We start from the raw sequence: 16,279 nt of genomic DNA, 5'->3' as shown, positions 1-16,279 counted from the left end.
GACAAGCCGTTCTACCGGGGCTCCGCTTCCTACGTCCGGCACTCAGCCAGATCGCCCCTTGCCACCAGCCCAGAAGCCTTAACTTCATGGCCTTGCACTAAAGCCTGGGCCACCCCCTGATCTTCAGGCGCTCGCCTCAAGCGTCTTCGGATCCCGGGGGCTTCGCAGGGTCGCGTAGCCCGCGGAGTCCTGCGCGTCAGGCTGGGCTCTGACCCCGGTGGCAGTAGTGCCAGTGTAGGTCGTGCGGCTCGAGTCCGAACGGCTCGCGTACGTACACGGCGCCGTTCCAGCACTGCCGGTAGGGCGGCGGACCGTCCTCGTCTGCATCCACGGCTGCCGCCCCGCCGTCCAGCGGACCGCCCTCAATCCCCAGCGTGTACGTCATCACGTCTGCACCAACGCGACCGCGCGGCCGCAGGTCACTGTCACAGGAACACGCGGGTACGAACGCCTACTTGTTGGCAGGCTGGTGGTCGATGACTGCGTCCTCGCAAGGGTCGTCAGTGAAGGTCTTGAGCACGCTTCGAACATGGCCTTATCGACGGCCCGGGATCTCGCTGTCAGCGGCCTCCGGATGCGGGCCGAGCTGGTCAAGAGCAGGGGTGATCAGGGATCGTGCGTCGGCAGGCACGGGCTTTTCAAGGTCACAGAGCGTAGAGAAACTCCATGATCGCGGATGCTCGTCCACGGCAAGCCTCGCCCCAGCGGCTCGGCCGGCTCGCCAGGTCACAGTGGACCATCGAGAACCGGCTCCACTTCGTTCGCGACACCACCTTCGGCGAGGACGCCTCGAAGATCCGCACCGGCCGCGGGCCTGAGAACATGGCCACCTTGCGCAACCCTGCGATCAGTACGCTCCGGCAGCACGGACACCGCAACATCGCCGCCGGCATCCGACACGTCTCCTACGACCCCTTCAACCGGCCACTGGACCTGCTGAACATCCCCTGACCAGCCGGTCTACGTGAGCACCACGACTTTGAAACGCCCCTGCCACCCAACCCGACGAAGCATTAGCAATCGGACGTCATCCGACTACGCCGAAGCCTTGGGCCGCCCCCGTCGTCATACCGCACCGAGCTGGCGGAATTCATGTGTAGCCCGGGGGAACAAGGACGAGAGGATGTTCGACTGCAGCTCTCCACCAAGGGAAGCCGCGAGGAATTGCGTGCAGGATACGGAGAAATGCTCCCATCGGTCGCCGCGCGCCTCGTTCACCATGACGGTCCATTGGTTCGACTCAAGGCCTGGCCGAACAAGCCAGTAGAGGCATTCTCCATTATCCGTCGTCGCCCATGGGATGACTCGGGACCCCTCGACCTCCAGTTCCGCCGGCTTCTTCTCGAATTCCCACAGGTCTTCCAAGTCTTCGGCCTGATTCTTCGCCCATTCGATGAGATCGTAATTCTCGTTGGGGCAGCCCGGCTCGAGGACGTACAGATAGTCGTCCCAGTTGCTTCCGCCGTAGACGTGGATGAGCTCCTTGTAGTCGGCGGGAAGCTCGACCCCAAGGTTGCGCTCGACCTCATCCCAATCCTTCCGGCGGGGCTCGCTCGGCGCCGGGGCGATTTCGGAAAGACGCGTAAGGGCGTTGCTCATGGTGGAGGTCCTGTTCCTGAGGATTGATGGGTCCGGGCGACAGGGAGGGCCGGCTTCACTCGCCTGCTCTCGTCAGCCACCCCTCTTCTGGTTGGGTATAAATGCAATATTTTCCGACTCGGTGATTCCGGTGCTTCTGTGCTGAGTGAATTTGAAACCGTCCGAGCCGTAAGCCTCGATGTCCACCCCCGTGGGGATTTTATCGGTCCCATTATATCGGGGGGTGACGCTGTACTGGATGGTCTCACCGGATTCGACTGCGGCCCTGATTTGGTTTTCAATATGCCGCATGACGGGGGAATTGGCGTAGGCGTGCATGGTGACGAAATTTGCCGGATTGTAGTTGGATCCGCCGAGCTGTGCGCCGAGGAGGCCCATCGACGAGCGCTACCTCACCCAGGACGACCGGATCGCGATCGCCGAGGGTCTGCTGGCCAGCCGTCCGCCGTCACAGATCTCCGAAGAGATCGGCAAGCATCGCTCCACCGTCTACCGGGAGATCTCCCGCGGCCGTGGCCCCGACGGCGCCTACAATCCGTGGTGGTCCCACAACCAGGCCATCCTGCGCCCGGCGCCGGCCCAAGCCGGAGAAACTGCGTCTGAGCGCCGAGCTTCGTGCCTTCGTCAACAACAAGCTGAAGCAGCGCTGGTCACCGCAGCAGATCACCCGTCAGCTCGCCCGCACCCGCCCCGGGGAGCCGGCGATGAACGCCTGCCCGGAGACCATCTACCGCGGGCTCTACAACGGGCTGCTGGACAAGCGCACCGCCCGACTGCGCACCCGGCGCACCCGCCGGAAGAGACAGCGCCGGGGCATACCCTCCAAGAACGCCATCCCGCGCATGCGCCCGCTGCACACCCGCCCCCAGGAAGCCGACGAGCGCCGGCGGGCGGGGCACTGGGAGGGCGACCTGATCGTCGGCAGGGGACAGGCGTCCGCGATCGGCACGCTGGTCGACCGTGCCACCCGCTACACCAGGCTCGTCCACCTGCCCCACGGCTGGAAAGCCCCGCAGGTCCGCGACGCACTCGTCAAGCAGACTGCCGACCTGCCCCCTTCCCTGCGCCGCACCCTCACCTGGGACCAGGGCAGAGAGCTGTATCTCCATGAGCAGATAGAGGAGCTCACCGGGTTCCGGATCTACCTCTGATCTTGGCCAGTGCTCCGCCCTTCAGGGCGGGGGTGAAGGCCGTCCTTGGCCCGGAGGCGCGGAGCGCCGGAGTGCTCTGCGTCTGCGGGGTGACGGTGAGACGGGACGCTGCTGGTTTTCGATGTACTGCTTGACGACGGTCAGGGGTGCCCCGCCGCATGATCCTGCGAAGTAGGAGCCGGACCAGAAGTGTCCGCGCCACAGGTACCGGCGGACGTGGCTGTCGTACTCCTGGCGGAGCCTGCGGGAGCTGACGGGACGTGGTCCTGTTCGCCGTTGAACTGTTTCAGCTCCGCCTCGAAGTCGGCGCAGACCTCCCGCATGATCTCTTCGGTGCGGGTCAGCATGGCGTCGGTGAACGCCTTCCGCCGGTACTTCGTGACAAAAACCAAGTGAACGTGAAGGTTGTAGACGACGTGAGTCCGGTGCGTACGTCGGGATCAGGATTCCAGCACGGTGACATAAACCAATGTTATGCTCTCGGTCGTGAGTCAAGACACCCTGGTCAAACGGCAGTTCGGGCACCGTGCCCGTCTTTCGCTATCGCGCACCGAGGTGTTGAAGACGGATGGTCAGGCGCACGCGGCCCGCACCATGTGGAACCTGCTGCACGCGTGGTGGCGGATGATGCCGAAGGAAATGCGGACTCTTGCGAACGCGGACGCCGCGATCCGCCAGGCCCGCGAGGACATCGACTTCCTGGCCGTCCTCCCCGCCCAGGCCGCGCAAGCGGTACTCAAGACGTACTTCCGGGCGTGGAAGAACTGCTGGGAGGGCCGCGCCGACGCCCCGAACTTCAAGGGCCGGTTCCGCACGGTGATGTCCGTGGACATCCCGCAGGGCCGCGACCTGAACATCACCCGCGTGCACCGCCGCTGGGGCATGGCCAACATCCCCAAGGTGGGCCGGGTCCGCTTCCGATGGACCAAAGACCTTCCGGTCGGCACGCGTGCAGGCGCGGAGAACAGGATCACCGGGGCACGACTGATCAAGGACGCGCTCGGCTGGCATATCGCTTTCCGCGTCCAGACCCAAGTGGCCAGGCCCGATCCCCACCCGGGGCCGGACGTCGGCATCGACGTGGGCGTCACCGTGCCCATCGCCCTCTCGGACGGCGAGACGTACCAGCACGACGAATGGCTGACCGGCAAGGAGAAGGCCAGGCTCCAGCAGTTGGAGCAGCGCGCCGCCCGGCGTAAGCAGCACCGCAAGCCCGGCGAGCGCACCAGCCGCCGGCTGCACCGCACCTACGACCAGATCGCAGGACTCCGCGCGAAAGCCAAGCGCCGGGCCCTGGACTGGCAGCACCGGACGACCACCGTCATCGCCCGCACATACGGCACCGTCGTCATCGAAGCGCTCACCATCACGAACATGGTCAAGTCGGCCAGGGGAACCATCGAGGAGCCGGGGAAGAACGTTGCCCAGAAGTCTGGGCTGAACCGCTCCATCAGCGAGGAGGCATGGGGCCGGACGGTCACCATGCTGACGTACAAGACCGCCCAGCTCGGCGGCACCCTGCACAAGGTCCCCGCCCCCGGCACCTCCAGGCGCTGCTCAGCGTGCGGCTTGATCACGCCCGGCAACCGGGAGAGCCAGGCCGTGTTCGTGTGCAAGAACCCGGACTGCGGCTGGTCGGGCAACGCCGACCACAACGCAGCCCGGAACGTCTTGTACCTGTACCGGATGGGCCACGCGCTCATCCCGGCTGCCGGGAGGGCAGTCGTCAGACGCGCGAAGCGCGTCAAGCCCGCTGCCGCAAGGTAAGCAGGAATCTCCCGGCTCCAGCCGGGAGAGCACTTCAAGAGCCGGTCGCGCCACAGCCCGAAGAACGCGTCGATGGCCGCCACCGGATCATCGGCCTGCATTATGGCGTCGGTCAGACCCGCGACGAAGTCTCCCGCTAGTGCCACCGCCTCGTCGATGAGCTGAGTCCGCCCGCCGGGAAAGTGGTGGTACACAGAGCCACGGGGGGCTCCGCTGTGGGCAAGGACCCGGTCGATGCTGGTCGCGCTTGCCCCGTACTCACGCAGCAGAGCAACAGCACTGAGGATCATCCGGTCACGGCTGTCACTCCTGCGCGGACTCACCTGCCCACCATCTTCCCGACGACGATATAGCCCACCAAGCGGGCTACCTTTCAGTAACTTATGGGGTATGGCATAGGCCGACATGCAAGAGGGGCTGCGGCGGTCATTCACCCAGAACCGACAGGCGCCGCTTGACCGAGGCGCGAGCGCCAGCTACCACGGCAACCCTGGGCGCGCTCGGCTTGTGAGGCCACTGCCGTCCCCCTTCCAGACTTGTCGCAGTTGGCGGATACGGGTACGTACCCGTACCCTGGCGGGATGGGAAGGAGCACGACGATGTCCGATGCCAACGTCCGTATCCCCGAGGAAGCCAAGGACCGGCTGGCCGCTATAGCTGCCGCTGAGGGTCTGTCGCTGCGCGCGTATCTCGCCCGTCTCGCTGAGACGCTGCTGACTCCGGCCGAGCGTGCCGAGCGGGCCGAGAAGGCCCTGGCCGCATTGAAGGAATGGAACGGCTACGCCCCGACCGCTGCCGAGGAGCAGGACCTGGACAGCGAGCTCGACCGGCGCCTGGCACAGGTGACCGGCCGGTGACCGACGCCATGCACATCGTTCTGGACGACACCGCGATGGCTGCGGCCAGCCAGGGCAATGTCCTCGCCTCTCGTCTGATCCACCGCGCCCACGCCGAAGCGGATTGGTTCCTGTACGCCCCGACGTGCGCGTTAGTCGTAGCCGATCGCGCCGGGCCTGGCACGGCCGAGCATCTGGCCTCCCTGCCCGGCATCACCGTCCTCGATCTGGACCTGTCTGCCGCCCTGGCCGTCGCACGGCAGGAGACCTGGGCCGCGGCGCACAGCCAGTACGCGGCGCAGCCCACCCCGGACCGTCCCGACGGCGCGATCATCGCCACCACCGCCCCGAACCGGTGGGCAGGGGAGCCGGTCCGCGTACTGGACCTCACCCCCTGATCACAGCAGGAGACGAAAGGGGGTGTCATGGCGGAGCTCGACCTGGGAGTCATCGGTCCTGCGCAGAGTGACCATCGTCCGCCGTCCCTTGGTGGCCCGCCCCGAGGCCCGGGGCCACCAACGGACGGCGGCGAGTGAGCTTGTTCCGCTTATTAGGGCGGGGTTTTCACGCAAGGAATTTCCGATGAGCGCGAAGGCCTCAGTGTGCCTCATCGCCGTGAGACTCGGGCATGGCACAAGAGCGCCACTCAGGAGTGCATGAGGTTCAGCCGCAGATGGCGCCGTAGGCGGGGGATCCGACGAGTTTGGCGTATTTGCCAAGGACGCCGGTGGTGTAGCGCGGGGTGTGGGGTTTCCAGTGGGCGCGGCGCCGGGCCAGTTCTTCGTCGTCGACGAGGAGGTCGAGGCGGCGGGAGGGCATGTCGAGGCGGATCCGGTCGCCGTCGGCGACCAGGGCGATGGGGCCTGCGGCGGCTGCTTCGGGGGCGACGTGGCCGATACACAAGCCGGTGGTGCCGCCGGAGAAACGCCCGTCAGTGAGCAGGAGCAGGTCTTTTCCCAGACCGGCGCCTTTGATGGCACCAGTGACGGCGAGCATCTCCCGCATTCCGGGACCGCCTCTGGGGCCTTCGTAGCGGATGACGGCGACGTCGCCGGGGTGCAAGGTGCCTGCGGTGAGGGCGTCCATGGCCTCTTGCTCGCCGTCGAAGACTCGAGCGGTGCCTTCGAAGACCTGGGAGTCGAAGCCAGCGCTCTTGACGACCGCGCCCTCGGGGGCGAGGGAGCCGTGGAGGATCGTCAGTCCGCCGGTCGGGTGTAGCGGACTGCTCAGTGGGTGGATGACCTTCCCGTCTGGTTCCGGTGGAGAAACAGCCGTCAGGTTGTCCGCGACCGTCCTGCCGGTAACGGTCAGGCAGTCCCCATGCAGCAGACCGGCGTCGAGCAGGGCCTTCATCACCACGGGCACGCCGCCGATGCGGTCCAGGTCGGTCATCACGTACCGACCGAAGGGCTTCACGTCGGCCAGGTGCGGGGTGCGGTCGGCGATCCTGTTGAAGTCGTCGAGGACCAGGTCGACTCCGGCCTCGTGGGCGATCGCGAGCAGGTGCAGGACGGCGTTGGTCGAGCCGCCCAGCGCCATGACCACGGCGATCGCATTCTCGAACGCCTCGCGGGTCATGATCTGCCGCGTGGTGACTCCAGCGTCGACCAGCTTCACGACGGCCTGGCCGGAGCGGCGCGCCAGCTCATCGCGGCGGGGGTCAGGGGCAGGCGGGGAGGCGCTTGCGGGCAGCGACATACCCAGAGCCTCGGCGGCGCTGGCCATGGTGTTGGCGGTGTACATCCCTCCGCAGGCGCCCTCGCCCGGGCAGGCGTGCCGCTCGATCGCGTCGAGTTCCTCTCGGCTGATCCTGCCCAGAGCGCACGCCCCGACCCCTTCGAAGGCGTCGATGATGGTCAGGTCCCGTCCGTGCAGGCGGCCGGGCAGGGTCGAGCCCGCGTAGACAAAGACGGCTGCCACATCCAGACGGGCGGCGGCCATGAGCATCCCCGGCAGCGACTTGTCACATCCCGCCAGCAGCACCACGCCGTCCAGCCGCTCGGCGAACATCACCGTCTCCACCGAGTCCGCGATGACCTCCCGGCTGACCAGCGAGGCACGCATCCCCTCGTGCCCCATCGAGATGCCGTCGGAGACCGAGATCGTGCCGAACTCCAGCGGGAAGCCGTCTGCCTCGCGCACGCCATCCTTGCCGGCCCGGGCCAGGCGATCCAGCGACAGATTGCACGGCGTGATCTCGTTCCAGGATGAGGCGATCCCGATCTGTGGCTTGTCAAAGTCCGCATCGGTCATCCCCACGGCACGCAGCATCGCTCGCGCACCCGCACGCTCATAGCCGTCAGTGACATCTCTGCTCCGCGGCTTACGGTCAGTCGCTCTCTCGGACACGACAGCCACCCTGTTCTTAAGGCGTCGGCTTATGGCGTCCACCAGCCTGCCGCAGTCAGGTCACCACCGCATTACAGTGCCGCAGCAAGCCAGCCGATGGCAGCGGATGTGCATCCTTCCGGCGGATTGGTCGTTTCACTGCCCGTGACGTGCACTTACGCTTGGCTTGCGCGCATCGGCTGGGGGGAACGGGTGCCGCTCCGACCGCCGTGTCCGGCGACTGGCCTGCGGCCAGTTCCTGCCTGTTTTGGGTACAGCTCCGGCTCGCTCGCGTGCAGTTTCGCCGCCACCTCCGGCAGGCCGGCCGCGAATGCCTCGGCTTCGGCGATGCGGTGATGGAAAACGAGCGTGCGCGTCAGGCACTGCTCGGCGGCCGCCTTGACCAGCGCGCTCAGGTCCAGGTTGTTGACGGCCCGACGTTCAGGGCACGACTGCGGCGGGCGGATACGCAGCCTCATCGAGGGCTTGGGCACTACCCGCGTCGTGCCCTGGCGATGCGTGCGGGAACGGCGCGCGCGGACCTCCCGGTCCACATCTGCGGCGCCTGACGGCGGCCCTGACGCGACGACCCGTCCGCCGCGGTGGGAGGAGACGTCACTTTGTCCGGAGGCCGTCGGGGCGCATCAGTTGCCAGAGCGGCGGCAGGCTCAGCGCGGTGAGCAGGAGGACCACGTCGCCGCCGGGACATCGTGCCCACGCTCGACCAGTCGACGACCACCGCCTCGTCGACCATTCACAGCAGCAAGACGCCCAGACTGGGGCTCACCGGACCTCGGCAAGCGGATGACGCGCGCGGCCGGCGAACTCTCCGCGCTGAAGGCAACTGTCGCGGCTACCCGCACCAGTTCGGCAGCAACGCCACCCGCGCCGAACGATCCGTCGAAGACGTCGACTTCAGCACCGACCTGATGCGCCTGGCCACAGGAGGCGGATCGCACTAGGCGGCCCATGGCCTCCGCCACAGCACACGGTCCGCTGTTTCGTTCGCTCGCCTCCTGGTCAGCCTCCCCGCCCGCTCGCGAACAGGGTCGGTGAGATCCCGGTGCCGGGCCGGCCGTGGCACTTCAGCACAGCGAAGACCGACGACGACGGCCCCCTGCTCGCCGCCCGTCAAGGCGAGCACAACCGCGCCATCCTCACCGAACTCGGCTACTCCAGCGCGCAGATCGACGCGCTCGAGGCGACAGGCGTACTCGTGCAGCCAGGCCTGACGCCGGCATCGGACCGGGCCGAGGGCGAGGCCTGATGCGCTGGGCCACCTATCTGTCTCCCACCGACGGGACGGAGCGCGTCGGCCTCATCCACGGCGACGCGATCTATGGCCTGCGGGGCACCGCCACACTCGTGGACCTGATCGCCGACGGCCCGTCACGCCTGCGGGACGCCGCCGCCACGCTGGACCGTAAAAGGCCCGCGCGAAATCGTCCCCGAGCAGGAGGCCCGGCTCCTCGCGCCGATCCCCCGCCCCCCGGCGGTCCGCGATTCTTGGCCTTCGAAGAACACGTGGTGACCTCCTACGCGGCGCTCGGGCAGGAGGTCACCCGAACTGGTACGAGGTCCCGGTCTTCTACTTCACGAACCCGGCCGCGGTCCGGGACCCAACGACACAGTCACCGTCTCCCCGGAAAGCGAGGCCTTCGACTACGAGCTCGAACTCGCCGCGATCACCGGTACCCCCGGTACCGACATCCCGGTGGACAAGGCCTCCGAGCACATCGCCGGATACACGATCCTTTGCGACTGGAGCGCCCGCGACCTGCAGGAGCTGGAGATGAAAGTCGGCCTCGGACCGGCCAAGGGCAAGGACGGCGCCACCTCGATCGGACCCCATCTCGTCACCCCCGACGAAATCGCCCACCTCCGCGCCGGCAAGGGGTACCAACTGTTCATGACGGCCTCCGTGAACGGCGACGTCTACTGCACGGGCACCTGGGAGACCATCCACTGGTCGTTCGAGCAAATGATCAGTTTCGCCTCCCGCGGCACCGAGCTGCGCCCCGGCGACGTGATCGGCTCGGGCACCGTCGGGACCGGCTGCATTCTCGAGCTCTCCCGGGTGCACGGCGGCGACCGCTACCCCTGGCTGCGTCCCGGTGACCGGGTGGAACTCACAGTGGATCAGCTCGAACCGTCACCAGCACCGTAAAAGCCGGTCATCCACCGGAACCGCTCGGGTGAGACCCAAGACCGCAACAGCAGGGGCCCCTTGCCGCTCGAAGAGCGCGTCGGCGCCGCCCAGGCGGGCCGCCGCCCGAACTCCGGCGCCTGGTCCTCTGGGCTTGATCCGCTTTGACGGACATCTGAGATCAGGGGTTCTGCCCCGGGAGGATGTCCATCATGGAGAGCATGGGGAAGAAGAGGTCGCGCCCTCGCCGTTCGTTCACGCCGGAGTTCAAGGCCGAGATCGTTGAGCTGTGTCGGCGTGGTGACCGTTCGGTCGGTCAGATCGCCAAGGACTTCGATCTGACCGAGACCGCAGTACGGCTGTGGGCCAGTCAGGCAGAGGTGGACGCAGGCGAGCGTGACGGGCTGACCAGCAGTGAACGTGAGGAGCTGAGCAGCCTATCGTGGCGGTCATGGTCTTCCACCCGTCGGCGGAACCCGCCGTCTTCCACGCAGCGCTGCGCGATCAGTTCGAGGCATTCCTCGATGAGCATCGATCCGTGCTGCACGACAGCCTGAACGGGCTGACCGAGGAGCAGGCACGCCGGTCGCTGGTCACGTCCAAGACCACACTGCTCGGCCTGGTCAAGCACGCCACGTTTGTCGAGAAGGTCTGGTTCGATGAGGCAATCACCTGCCGGTCCCGTACCGAAATCGGCATTCCTGACTCGCCCGACGAGTCGTTTGACCTCCACGACGGTGACACGATCGCCACAGTCCAGCGTGCCTACCAGCAGGCATGCGCGGCGTCCCGTCATGCCACGGCACAGTTGACGCTCGACGACTTCGTACGGGGCAACCGCCGGGGCCCACTGCCGCTGCGTTGGGTCTATCTCCACACGCTGCGCGAACTGGCCCAGCACTGCGGCCACGCCGACATCCTTCGCGAGCAAGTCCTCGGCGACACGACACGCCGCGACTGAAGGGCTGTCCATGCGACACCCCGGTCAAGCTTGCACGTCGGAAAGGGTCTACTCCCACAGCTGGCGGGTGACCCCGACGGCAGGAGCGAGAATTCGGTTCGGCTTCCACCTGGCAGTGCCTTGTCAGGTGGCGTCGTGGGAGTGGGGTGACGGCTCACGTGGGCACGTCAGAAGAGGAACACTCCCAGCCCCCCGCCACGAGCAGGGAATCGGCCAGCAGGCTCCAGCCCGTACCGAGGGAGATCCCTGCCTCCGTCTCGAAGGATGCGTGAACGCGGCTACCGAGGCAGCCGCCAGGTCGTCCGCAAGCACCTCGCCGCCCAGCGCGCCGGCAACGCCGAGCCCGTGCGAGCCGACATCCCCAGCCCTCGAAAGATCACCGGCTGGATCATGCGCCCTCGTGAGACTCTCACCGACCAGCAGCAGGAAAGGCTGCTCGAAGTCCGGCTCGCAGGCCCTGACATCACCCGGGCCTGTGGCCTCGCCCGAGCCTTTACCGACCTGGTCCGCAACCGACGCGGAACCTTCCGGCTCGAATGGATCCGGCAAGCCGAGCAAGACGCCCCGAAACCGATGAGCGGCTTCGCAGGCTTCCTCCGCCAAGACCTCGACGCCGTCACTGCCGGACTCACCCACACTTGGAGTTCTGGCGTCGTCGAAGGCCATGTCAACCGGGTCAAACCCTCAAACGAGCAGGCGTGCTCGGTGAGGGTCCTGCAGATCGGCTCGACGCCGCCGAAGCGGTCCCGGTGCTCGTCGATGAACGCTACGAGCGCGTGTGTGGCCGGTCGAGCTCGGCCGCCAAGAAACTCGCCGCAGCCTTCAGGATCTCGTTCGCCCGCCGCAGCTCAGCAATCTCCTTCCTCATCGCCTTGATCTGCGCGGACTCATCCGTCGTCGTCCCCGGCCGAGCCCGTGGTCGATCTGGTCCTGACGGACCCACTTGCGCAGCGTCTCGGTCGTCCCGATGCCCAGCTTGGCCGCGACCGCCTTCATCGCGGCCCACTCGGTGTCGTACTCCGGCCGCACCTCGGCGACCATGCGGACAGCTCGTTTGCGCAGCTCAAGGGGATAGGGGGAAGGAATCTCAATGATCGTGTCAAGCCGTCTGCGTGACCGACGGGGCGGAGGTTAACAGCCTCTTGTCACGCAGCATCGCCCACAGAACATCGACCCGTCGGCGGGCGAGCGCGAGCAATGCCTGGGTGTGCAACAGCCCTTCGCTTCGTTTCTTGAGGTAGTAGTCCCGGGAGGGGCCAGGCCGCATCATCGCGGTCTGCGCGGCCATGTAGAAGATGTGCCGCAGACGCCGGCTGTAGCGCTTGGGCCGGTGGTGGTTGCCGCTGCGGCGGCCGGAGTCCCGCGGGACCGGGGCGAGGCCGGCGTGGGAGGCGAGGCGTCCGGCGTCCTTGTAGCCGGACAGGTCGCCGACGATGGCGACGAACTCGGCACCCAGGATGGGGCCCATGCCGGGCATCGACTCGATGATCTCGGCGCGGTTGTCAGCGCGGAAGGTCTCGCGGATCTCCCGGTCGTTGTCCTTGATCCGCTCGTCCAGGGCCAGAAGCTGGTGGGCGAGATCGCAGACCAGCTTCGCGGCACGCTTCTCGCCCGGCAGCGCCGTCATCTGCGACTGGGCTGCCTCCACCGCCTTCGCGGCAACGACGCCGGCCCCTCGGACCTTGCAGCGTTCCAGCCAGGTCGTCAGCCGCTTGACGCCGATCCGTCGCAGGGCGGCCGGAGTCTGGTACTCGGTCAGCATCACGACCGGACCCTTGGCTGCGGAGTAGTCGAAGGCCCGCTCCAAGGCGGGGCAGATGCCCACTAGCAGGTCGCGGAGCCGGTTGATCAGACGGACCCGGTCGGCGATCAGATCGGCCCGGTAGTGCGTCAGCACCTGCAGAGAGGTGACCAGCTCCGGGGGCGTGGCCAACGGGACGAAGTCCCGGCGCATACGTGCCTGGTCGGCGATGACACGGGCGTCCTTCGCGTCGGTCTTGCCCTCACCCCGGTAGGCGCCCGACATGCGGTTGACCGTCCATCCAGGTACGTAAACCACCTCCTGGCCGTGCGCGATCAGCAGCGCCAGCAGCAGGGTGGAGGCCCGGCCGGAGATGTCGACCGCCCACCTCGCTTCACCTGCCCGCTCCCGGGCGGTGTCGATGAGCGTGAGGATCTGCGCTTCGTCGTTGATCACCTTCGTCGAGAACAGCGTTTTGCCGTCGGCATCGACGGCCACGGCCCAGTGATGCCCCTTGCCGGCATCGATGCCGACCCATATCCGCTCGTGAGACGTGCTCAAGCCCGTCGCTCTGTATCCCTCGTGACCAGCACTCCATGGTCCGAAGAACACCCCGCCGACAGGTCCCTAACCAGCGATGACCGCAGTTCTCAATCAGTGGTCGGAGCGTCCCGGAGGACCGGGCGGCCATTCCTTCCGAGCCCTCGAGGGCAACGCGCCATCAGCCATACCCGGTCCTCCCGGACCGCCTCACATTCTTAGGGACGTGCCATGACTCGATCCTCTCAAATGATCGAGCCTCTATCGAACCCGGAACGGTTCATAGACGTAAGGGAAGCGGACATGGTCCAGCGGCCGGGTCCGGAAGGCGCACAGGGGCTCGTCGAGTTCGCCGCAGATCCGGGAGACCTCACTCTTGGAGATCCCGGTGTCCGCGCCGAGGGCCTTGACCAGGTCGTCCACCGCGCGGGTGGACACGCCGTGCACGTAGGCGTCCATGATGACGGCGTACAGGGCCTGGTCGATGCGCCGCCGCCGCTCCAGCAAACTGGGGAAGAAGAAGCTGCCGGTAGGCAGTTTGAGGACGGCCAGGTCGAGGTCGCCGGCCTGGGTGGTCAGCGTCTTGCCGCGGTGCCCGTTGCGGTAGGCCGTGCGGACCTCGGTGTGCTCGTTCCACTCGGCGCCGATCCGGGCCGCGGCCTCGGACTCGATCAGCTCCTGCAGCATCCGCTCGGCCACGCTCCGCACGAGTTCGAGTCCGTCCGCCGAACGTAGTGACACTCCAGCAGACGGAGTAAGTCAGACTGGGACAAGGCCACCGCGCACCTCCTGCATTGAACTGCCCGTTCACCACGGAGACTTGCACGATGGCTGCCTCATGCGCAGGGAGCAGAAGCCTCTCGCGGGTGTGCGCCCCGGGAGCAAGCCCGCGCACACCTCAACCTTGATCGGCTACACCACACAGCGGGACACCATCGCTGACACCCGAGGAACGGCTGTCGGGGGGTAGGCGCGGGGGCTATGCTGCGATGGACGTCCCAGACCCCGGCGTGGGCCATGCTGTTGTCGTACTGGTGCCTGCGGGGAGTGGACGATTCGTCTGGATCGCCGCAGGCTCACCTTCGAGGCGAAGCCGGTCGGATACACGGCTCTGGAAACAGGGTTGCCCCGTCCCCTTTGCCTGACCTGTAAAGGCGTCCGACCACAAGGAATACGTGCCAGGTGTGGACGAAATTCCCCGCCCAGCGCTGCATCGGGTGGTCACAAGAACTGAGGCACTATGCCTGTTCTATCGAGCTTGAACCTCTACCGGCACGACCGAGGAAACCACGCGACGATCACCCTGGCGGGTGAACTCGACCTGGAGACGGCACCCTCCGTCCGCGTGATGATCGAGGACTGTCTGCGGGAGGGAATCCGTACCGTCGACATCGACCTGACCCTCCCACCTTCTGCGACGTGAGCGGCCTCAATGCCTTCCTGGCCGCCGCTCGGCGCACCGCCACGGCCGGTGGGTCGCTGCAGCTGCGCAACCCGTATCCGATGCTGACCCGCCTCCTGAACCTGACCGCCACCGGCTTCCTCCTTCACGACCGGCCCCTGGTACCCGCGCCGCGTGTCGCCGTCACGGATGACCTGGCCGCAGTGCGTCCTACGTCGCTGGCCTCGTGACCGGGCCGCGGAGCATGACCAACGGCCCGCCCGACGCCGACGGCACGGGGCGGGGTGGTGGCAGGTGATCAGTGACCGCATGGCCGGGGTCCTGCGCCTGCTGCAGGTCGACGACCGCTCCGGCCAGGTCGCCGACGTCACCGCGGGCGGCGCCGAGGCCCTGGGCGTGGACGGTCTCGCGGTCTCCCTGGTCACCGAGGGCGACCTCACCGAGCTCCTGTGGTGTTCAGACGCCACGACGCGCCGCTTCGAGGACCTGCAGCTCACCCTCGGGGAGGGGCCGGGGCCCGACGCGGCCCGCACCGGCGCGATGGTGTGGGTGCCCGACCTGGCCGGCGTCCGCCTTGCTCGCTGGCCCGCGCTGGCCATGGAGGCACCCGGCCTGTCGGCCCGTGCGGTTTTCTGCTTCCCGATGGGGATCGGCGCGATCCGCGTCGGCGTCCTGACCGCCATGCGCCGCACCCCGGGCCCGCTGACCGCACAGCAGGCCGACGACGCGCTGATCCTGGCCGACGCGCTCACCGCCCGGTGCCTGGGCAGCGGCGAACCACGCATCGACGGACCCTCCCCCGCAGACTCCCCACACACCCTGCAGCACGCCGTGATCCACCAGGCGACGGGCATGGTCAGCGTCCAACTCTCCCTGCCCCTGCCCCAAGCCCTGCTGCGACTACGCGTGCATGCTTACAGCAGCGGACGCTCCCTCACCGACATCTCGCAGGACGTGGTGGACCGGCGGCTTCGCCTGGAAGACCACGGCAACGGCACGTCCGCGACCGTCGTAGACAACGACTGATCGACATGGCCCGCGAACAACGGCTCACCGAGGTCTTCGTGGAAGTCGCCGACTCCCTGACCGACGACTTCGACATCATCGACTTCCTCCATCAGCTCTCGGTGCGCTGTATGGAACTGCTGGACGTGGCAGCGGTCGGCATCCTGCTGGCCGACCAGCACGACATCCTGCAGACCATCGCCGCCTCCGATGAACACACCCGGCTGCTGGAGCTCTTCGCCCTGCAGCACGACCAGGGCCCCTGCGTGGACTGCTACAAGAGCGGCCAGGCCCGCACCAACATCAACCTCACCGATCCGAGGGTCACCAAGAGCTGGCCGCAGTTCGCCACCCGCGCCCACGAGACCGGGTTCGTGGCCGCCAACGCGCTCCCGCTGCGGCTGCGCGGCCGCGTGATCGGCGCGCTCGCCCTGTTCCAGACCGACCCCGCCCCCCTCAGCAACGAGGACATCACCCTGGCCCAGGCCCTGGCGGACATGGCGACCATCGCCATCCTGCAGCAGCGCACTCTGGACCACAGCCAGGTCGAGCGCGCCCAACTCCAGTACGCGCTGACCAGCCGCATCGTCCTGGAACAAGTCAAGGGCATCCTCGCGGAACGCTGGCACATCTCACTCGACGACGCGTTCACCGCCTTCCGCTCCTACGCACGCGCCCACCAACGCCAGCTCGCACAGCTCGCCCGCGAGATCGCCGACGGCGACTTCGACACCACCCTGATCCCGCACCCGGCCGCCGCTCCACCCCAGCGCTGACCCGACGACCCACAGGCGCCGGGCAGT

At 67.3% G+C, this 16,279-nt stretch carries 20 protein-coding genes and 6 pseudogenes; 16 read left to right on the top strand and 10 right to left on the bottom strand.

What is annotated here, in order from left to right:
* Window positions 1–196: 196 nt before the first annotated feature.
* Window positions 197–385 carry a hypothetical protein gene (locus tag AB0M62_RS32290; RefSeq protein WP_366077898.1) on the bottom strand — a complete coding sequence of 63 codons (189 nt, stop codon included), beginning with the start codon at window positions 383–385 and terminating at the stop codon, window positions 197–199.
* Between the two features lie 281 nt (window positions 386–666).
* Between AB0M62_RS32290 and AB0M62_RS32285 the strand changes: the two genes are divergently transcribed.
* Window positions 667–951 (top strand): hypothetical protein, encoded by a 285-nt coding sequence (locus AB0M62_RS32285; RefSeq protein WP_366077897.1) that lies wholly within the window; start codon window positions 667–669, stop codon window positions 949–951.
* 114 nt (window positions 952–1,065) lie between these two features.
* On the opposite strand, the gene AB0M62_RS32280 is transcribed toward AB0M62_RS32285, so the two are convergent.
* Window positions 1,066–1,599 (bottom strand): SMI1/KNR4 family protein, encoded by a 534-nt coding sequence (locus AB0M62_RS32280; RefSeq protein ID WP_366077896.1) that lies wholly within the window; start codon window positions 1,597–1,599, stop codon window positions 1,066–1,068.
* Between the two features lie 72 nt (window positions 1,600–1,671).
* Complete coding sequence (locus AB0M62_RS32275; protein ID WP_366077895.1) at window positions 1,672–1,977, bottom strand: DNA/RNA non-specific endonuclease; 306 nt, start codon at window positions 1,975–1,977, stop codon at window positions 1,672–1,674.
* Between AB0M62_RS32275 and AB0M62_RS32270 the strand changes: the two are divergent.
* Together AB0M62_RS32270 and AB0M62_RS32265 are read left to right on the top strand one after the other, a co-directional pair.
* A pseudogene (locus AB0M62_RS32270) lies at window positions 1,943–2,098 on the top strand (helix-turn-helix domain-containing protein); the annotation flags it as partial. The gene AB0M62_RS32275 and the pseudogene AB0M62_RS32270 sit on opposite strands and share 35 nt — an antisense overlap.
* A gap of 13 nt (window positions 2,099–2,111) precedes the next feature.
* Complete coding sequence (locus tag AB0M62_RS32265) at window positions 2,112–2,750, top strand: IS30 family transposase (protein WP_366077894.1); 639 nt, start codon at window positions 2,112–2,114, stop codon at window positions 2,748–2,750.
* Window positions 2,751–2,771: 21 nt separating this feature from the next.
* On the opposite strand, the pseudogene AB0M62_RS32260 reads toward AB0M62_RS32265, so the two are convergent.
* A pseudogene (locus tag AB0M62_RS32260) lies at window positions 2,772–3,142 on the bottom strand (transposase).
* A 94-nt stretch (window positions 3,143–3,236) separates the two neighbouring features.
* Between AB0M62_RS32260 and AB0M62_RS32255 the strand changes: the two are divergent.
* Entirely contained in the window at window positions 3,237–4,517 is a 1,281-nt protein-coding gene (locus AB0M62_RS32255; protein WP_366077893.1) for a transposase, read from the top strand.
* 161 nt (window positions 4,518–4,678) lie between these two features.
* On the opposite strand, the pseudogene AB0M62_RS32250 reads toward AB0M62_RS32255, so the two are convergent.
* A pseudogene (locus tag AB0M62_RS32250) lies at window positions 4,679–4,807 on the bottom strand (TetR family transcriptional regulator); the annotation flags it as partial.
* Window positions 4,808–5,116: 309 nt separating this feature from the next.
* Between AB0M62_RS32250 and AB0M62_RS32245 the strand changes: the two are divergent.
* Entirely contained in the window at window positions 5,117–5,374 is a 258-nt protein-coding gene (locus tag AB0M62_RS32245; protein WP_351461799.1) for a hypothetical protein, read from the top strand.
* 8 nt (window positions 5,375–5,382) lie between these two features.
* Entirely contained in the window at window positions 5,383–5,751 is a 369-nt protein-coding gene (locus AB0M62_RS32240) for a hypothetical protein (RefSeq protein WP_366077901.1), read from the top strand.
* 265 nt (window positions 5,752–6,016) lie between these two features.
* On the opposite strand, the gene ilvD is transcribed toward AB0M62_RS32240, so the two are convergent.
* The gene (gene ilvD, locus AB0M62_RS32235; RefSeq protein ID WP_366077892.1) at window positions 6,017–7,702 is read right to left on the bottom strand and encodes a dihydroxy-acid dehydratase; all 1,686 of its coding nucleotides are present in this window, start codon (window positions 7,700–7,702) and stop codon (window positions 6,017–6,019) included.
* Window positions 7,703–7,857: 155 nt separating this feature from the next.
* A complete protein-coding gene (locus AB0M62_RS32230) occupies window positions 7,858–8,235 on the bottom strand; it encodes a hypothetical protein (RefSeq protein ID WP_366077902.1) in 378 nt (125 codons plus the stop codon).
* 156 nt (window positions 8,236–8,391) lie between these two features.
* Between AB0M62_RS32230 and AB0M62_RS32225 the strand changes: the two genes are divergently transcribed.
* The 6 genes and pseudogenes from AB0M62_RS32225 to AB0M62_RS32200 all read left to right on the top strand — a co-directional run.
* Entirely contained in the window at window positions 8,392–8,643 is a 252-nt protein-coding gene (locus AB0M62_RS32225; protein ID WP_366077891.1) for a hypothetical protein, read from the top strand.
* Window positions 8,644–8,744: 101 nt separating this feature from the next.
* On the top strand, window positions 8,745–8,948 hold the full coding sequence (locus AB0M62_RS32220; protein WP_366077890.1) for a hypothetical protein: 204 nt from the start codon (window positions 8,745–8,747) through the stop codon (window positions 8,946–8,948).
* Window positions 8,949–9,248: 300 nt separating this feature from the next.
* Entirely contained in the window at window positions 9,249–9,848 is a 600-nt protein-coding gene (locus AB0M62_RS32215; RefSeq protein ID WP_366077900.1) for a fumarylacetoacetate hydrolase family protein, read from the top strand.
* Window positions 9,849–10,105: 257 nt separating this feature from the next.
* Window positions 10,106–10,384 (top strand): hypothetical protein, encoded by a 279-nt coding sequence (locus tag AB0M62_RS32210; RefSeq protein WP_366077899.1) that lies wholly within the window; start codon window positions 10,106–10,108, stop codon window positions 10,382–10,384.
* Window positions 10,279–10,788 carry a DinB family protein gene (locus AB0M62_RS32205; RefSeq protein ID WP_366077889.1) on the top strand — a complete coding sequence of 170 codons (510 nt, stop codon included), beginning with the start codon at window positions 10,279–10,281 and terminating at the stop codon, window positions 10,786–10,788. The genes AB0M62_RS32210 and AB0M62_RS32205 overlap by 106 nt, the downstream gene beginning before the upstream one ends.
* 264 nt (window positions 10,789–11,052) lie before the next feature.
* Window positions 11,053–11,475 (top strand): annotated as a pseudogene (locus AB0M62_RS32200) (transposase); the annotation flags it as partial.
* Between the two features lie 59 nt (window positions 11,476–11,534).
* On the opposite strand, the pseudogene AB0M62_RS32195 reads toward AB0M62_RS32200, so the two are convergent.
* The 3 genes and pseudogenes from AB0M62_RS32195 to AB0M62_RS32185 form a co-directional block, all read right to left on the bottom strand.
* A pseudogene (locus AB0M62_RS32195) lies at window positions 11,535–11,829 on the bottom strand (transposase); the annotation flags it as partial.
* Between the two features lie 58 nt (window positions 11,830–11,887).
* Window positions 11,888–13,090: an IS110 family transposase gene (locus AB0M62_RS32190; RefSeq protein ID WP_366077888.1), complete on the bottom strand. Its 1,203-nt coding sequence runs from the start codon at window positions 13,088–13,090 to the stop codon at window positions 11,888–11,890.
* Between the two features lie 261 nt (window positions 13,091–13,351).
* Window positions 13,352–13,842: pseudogene (locus AB0M62_RS32185) on the bottom strand (transposase); the annotation flags it as partial.
* 467 nt (window positions 13,843–14,309) lie between these two features.
* On the opposite strand from AB0M62_RS32185, the gene AB0M62_RS32180 reads away from it, so the two are divergent.
* From AB0M62_RS32180 to AB0M62_RS32165, 4 genes are all read left to right on the top strand, one after another.
* Window positions 14,310–14,492 carry a hypothetical protein gene (locus AB0M62_RS32180; protein ID WP_366077887.1) on the top strand — a complete coding sequence of 61 codons (183 nt, stop codon included), beginning with the start codon at window positions 14,310–14,312 and terminating at the stop codon, window positions 14,490–14,492.
* Complete coding sequence (locus tag AB0M62_RS32175; RefSeq protein ID WP_366077886.1) at window positions 14,489–14,701, top strand: hypothetical protein; 213 nt, start codon at window positions 14,489–14,491, stop codon at window positions 14,699–14,701. Before AB0M62_RS32180 ends, AB0M62_RS32175 begins: the two co-directional genes overlap by 4 nt.
* A 64-nt stretch (window positions 14,702–14,765) precedes the next feature.
* Window positions 14,766–15,497 carry an ANTAR domain-containing protein gene (locus tag AB0M62_RS32170; protein WP_366077884.1) on the top strand — a complete coding sequence of 244 codons (732 nt, stop codon included), beginning with the start codon at window positions 14,766–14,768 and terminating at the stop codon, window positions 15,495–15,497.
* A gap of 5 nt (window positions 15,498–15,502) precedes the next feature.
* Window positions 15,503–16,252, top strand: a complete 750-nt coding sequence (locus AB0M62_RS32165) for a GAF and ANTAR domain-containing protein (RefSeq protein WP_366077883.1) — start codon at window positions 15,503–15,505, stop codon at window positions 16,250–16,252.
* Window positions 16,253–16,279 lie beyond the last annotated feature (27 nt).

Origin of the sequence: Streptomyces sp. NPDC051219 (assembly GCF_040682335.1) — a bacterium.
Classification (GTDB): domain Bacteria; phylum Actinomycetota; class Actinomycetes; order Streptomycetales; family Streptomycetaceae; genus Streptomyces.
This window is presented reverse-complemented; position numbering and strand designations above follow the sequence as displayed.

Bases quoted from the DNA above. Each gene is read 5' to 3' on its own strand.
- AB0M62_RS32290 (WP_366077898.1), bottom strand. From the start codon at position 385: ATGACGTACACGCTGGGGATTGAGGGCGGTCCGCTGGACGGCGGGGCG.
- AB0M62_RS32285 (WP_366077897.1), top strand. From the start codon at position 667: ATGATCGCGGATGCTCGTCCACGGCAAGCCTCGCCCCAGCGGCTCGGC.
- AB0M62_RS32280 (WP_366077896.1), bottom strand. From the start codon at position 1,599: ATGAGCAACGCCCTTACGCGTCTTTCCGAAATCGCCCCGGCGCCGAGC.
- AB0M62_RS32275 (WP_366077895.1), bottom strand. From the start codon at position 1,977: ATGGGCCTCCTCGGCGCACAGCTCGGCGGATCCAACTACAATCCGGCA.
- AB0M62_RS32245 (WP_351461799.1), top strand. From the start codon at position 5,117: ATGTCCGATGCCAACGTCCGTATCCCCGAGGAAGCCAAGGACCGGCTG.
- AB0M62_RS32240 (WP_366077901.1), top strand. From the start codon at position 5,383: ATGCACATCGTTCTGGACGACACCGCGATGGCTGCGGCCAGCCAGGGC.
- AB0M62_RS32205 (WP_366077889.1), top strand. From the start codon at position 10,279: ATGGTCTTCCACCCGTCGGCGGAACCCGCCGTCTTCCACGCAGCGCTG.
- AB0M62_RS32180 (WP_366077887.1), top strand. From the start codon at position 14,310: ATGCCTGTTCTATCGAGCTTGAACCTCTACCGGCACGACCGAGGAAAC.
- AB0M62_RS32165 (WP_366077883.1), top strand. From the start codon at position 15,503: ATGGCCCGCGAACAACGGCTCACCGAGGTCTTCGTGGAAGTCGCCGAC.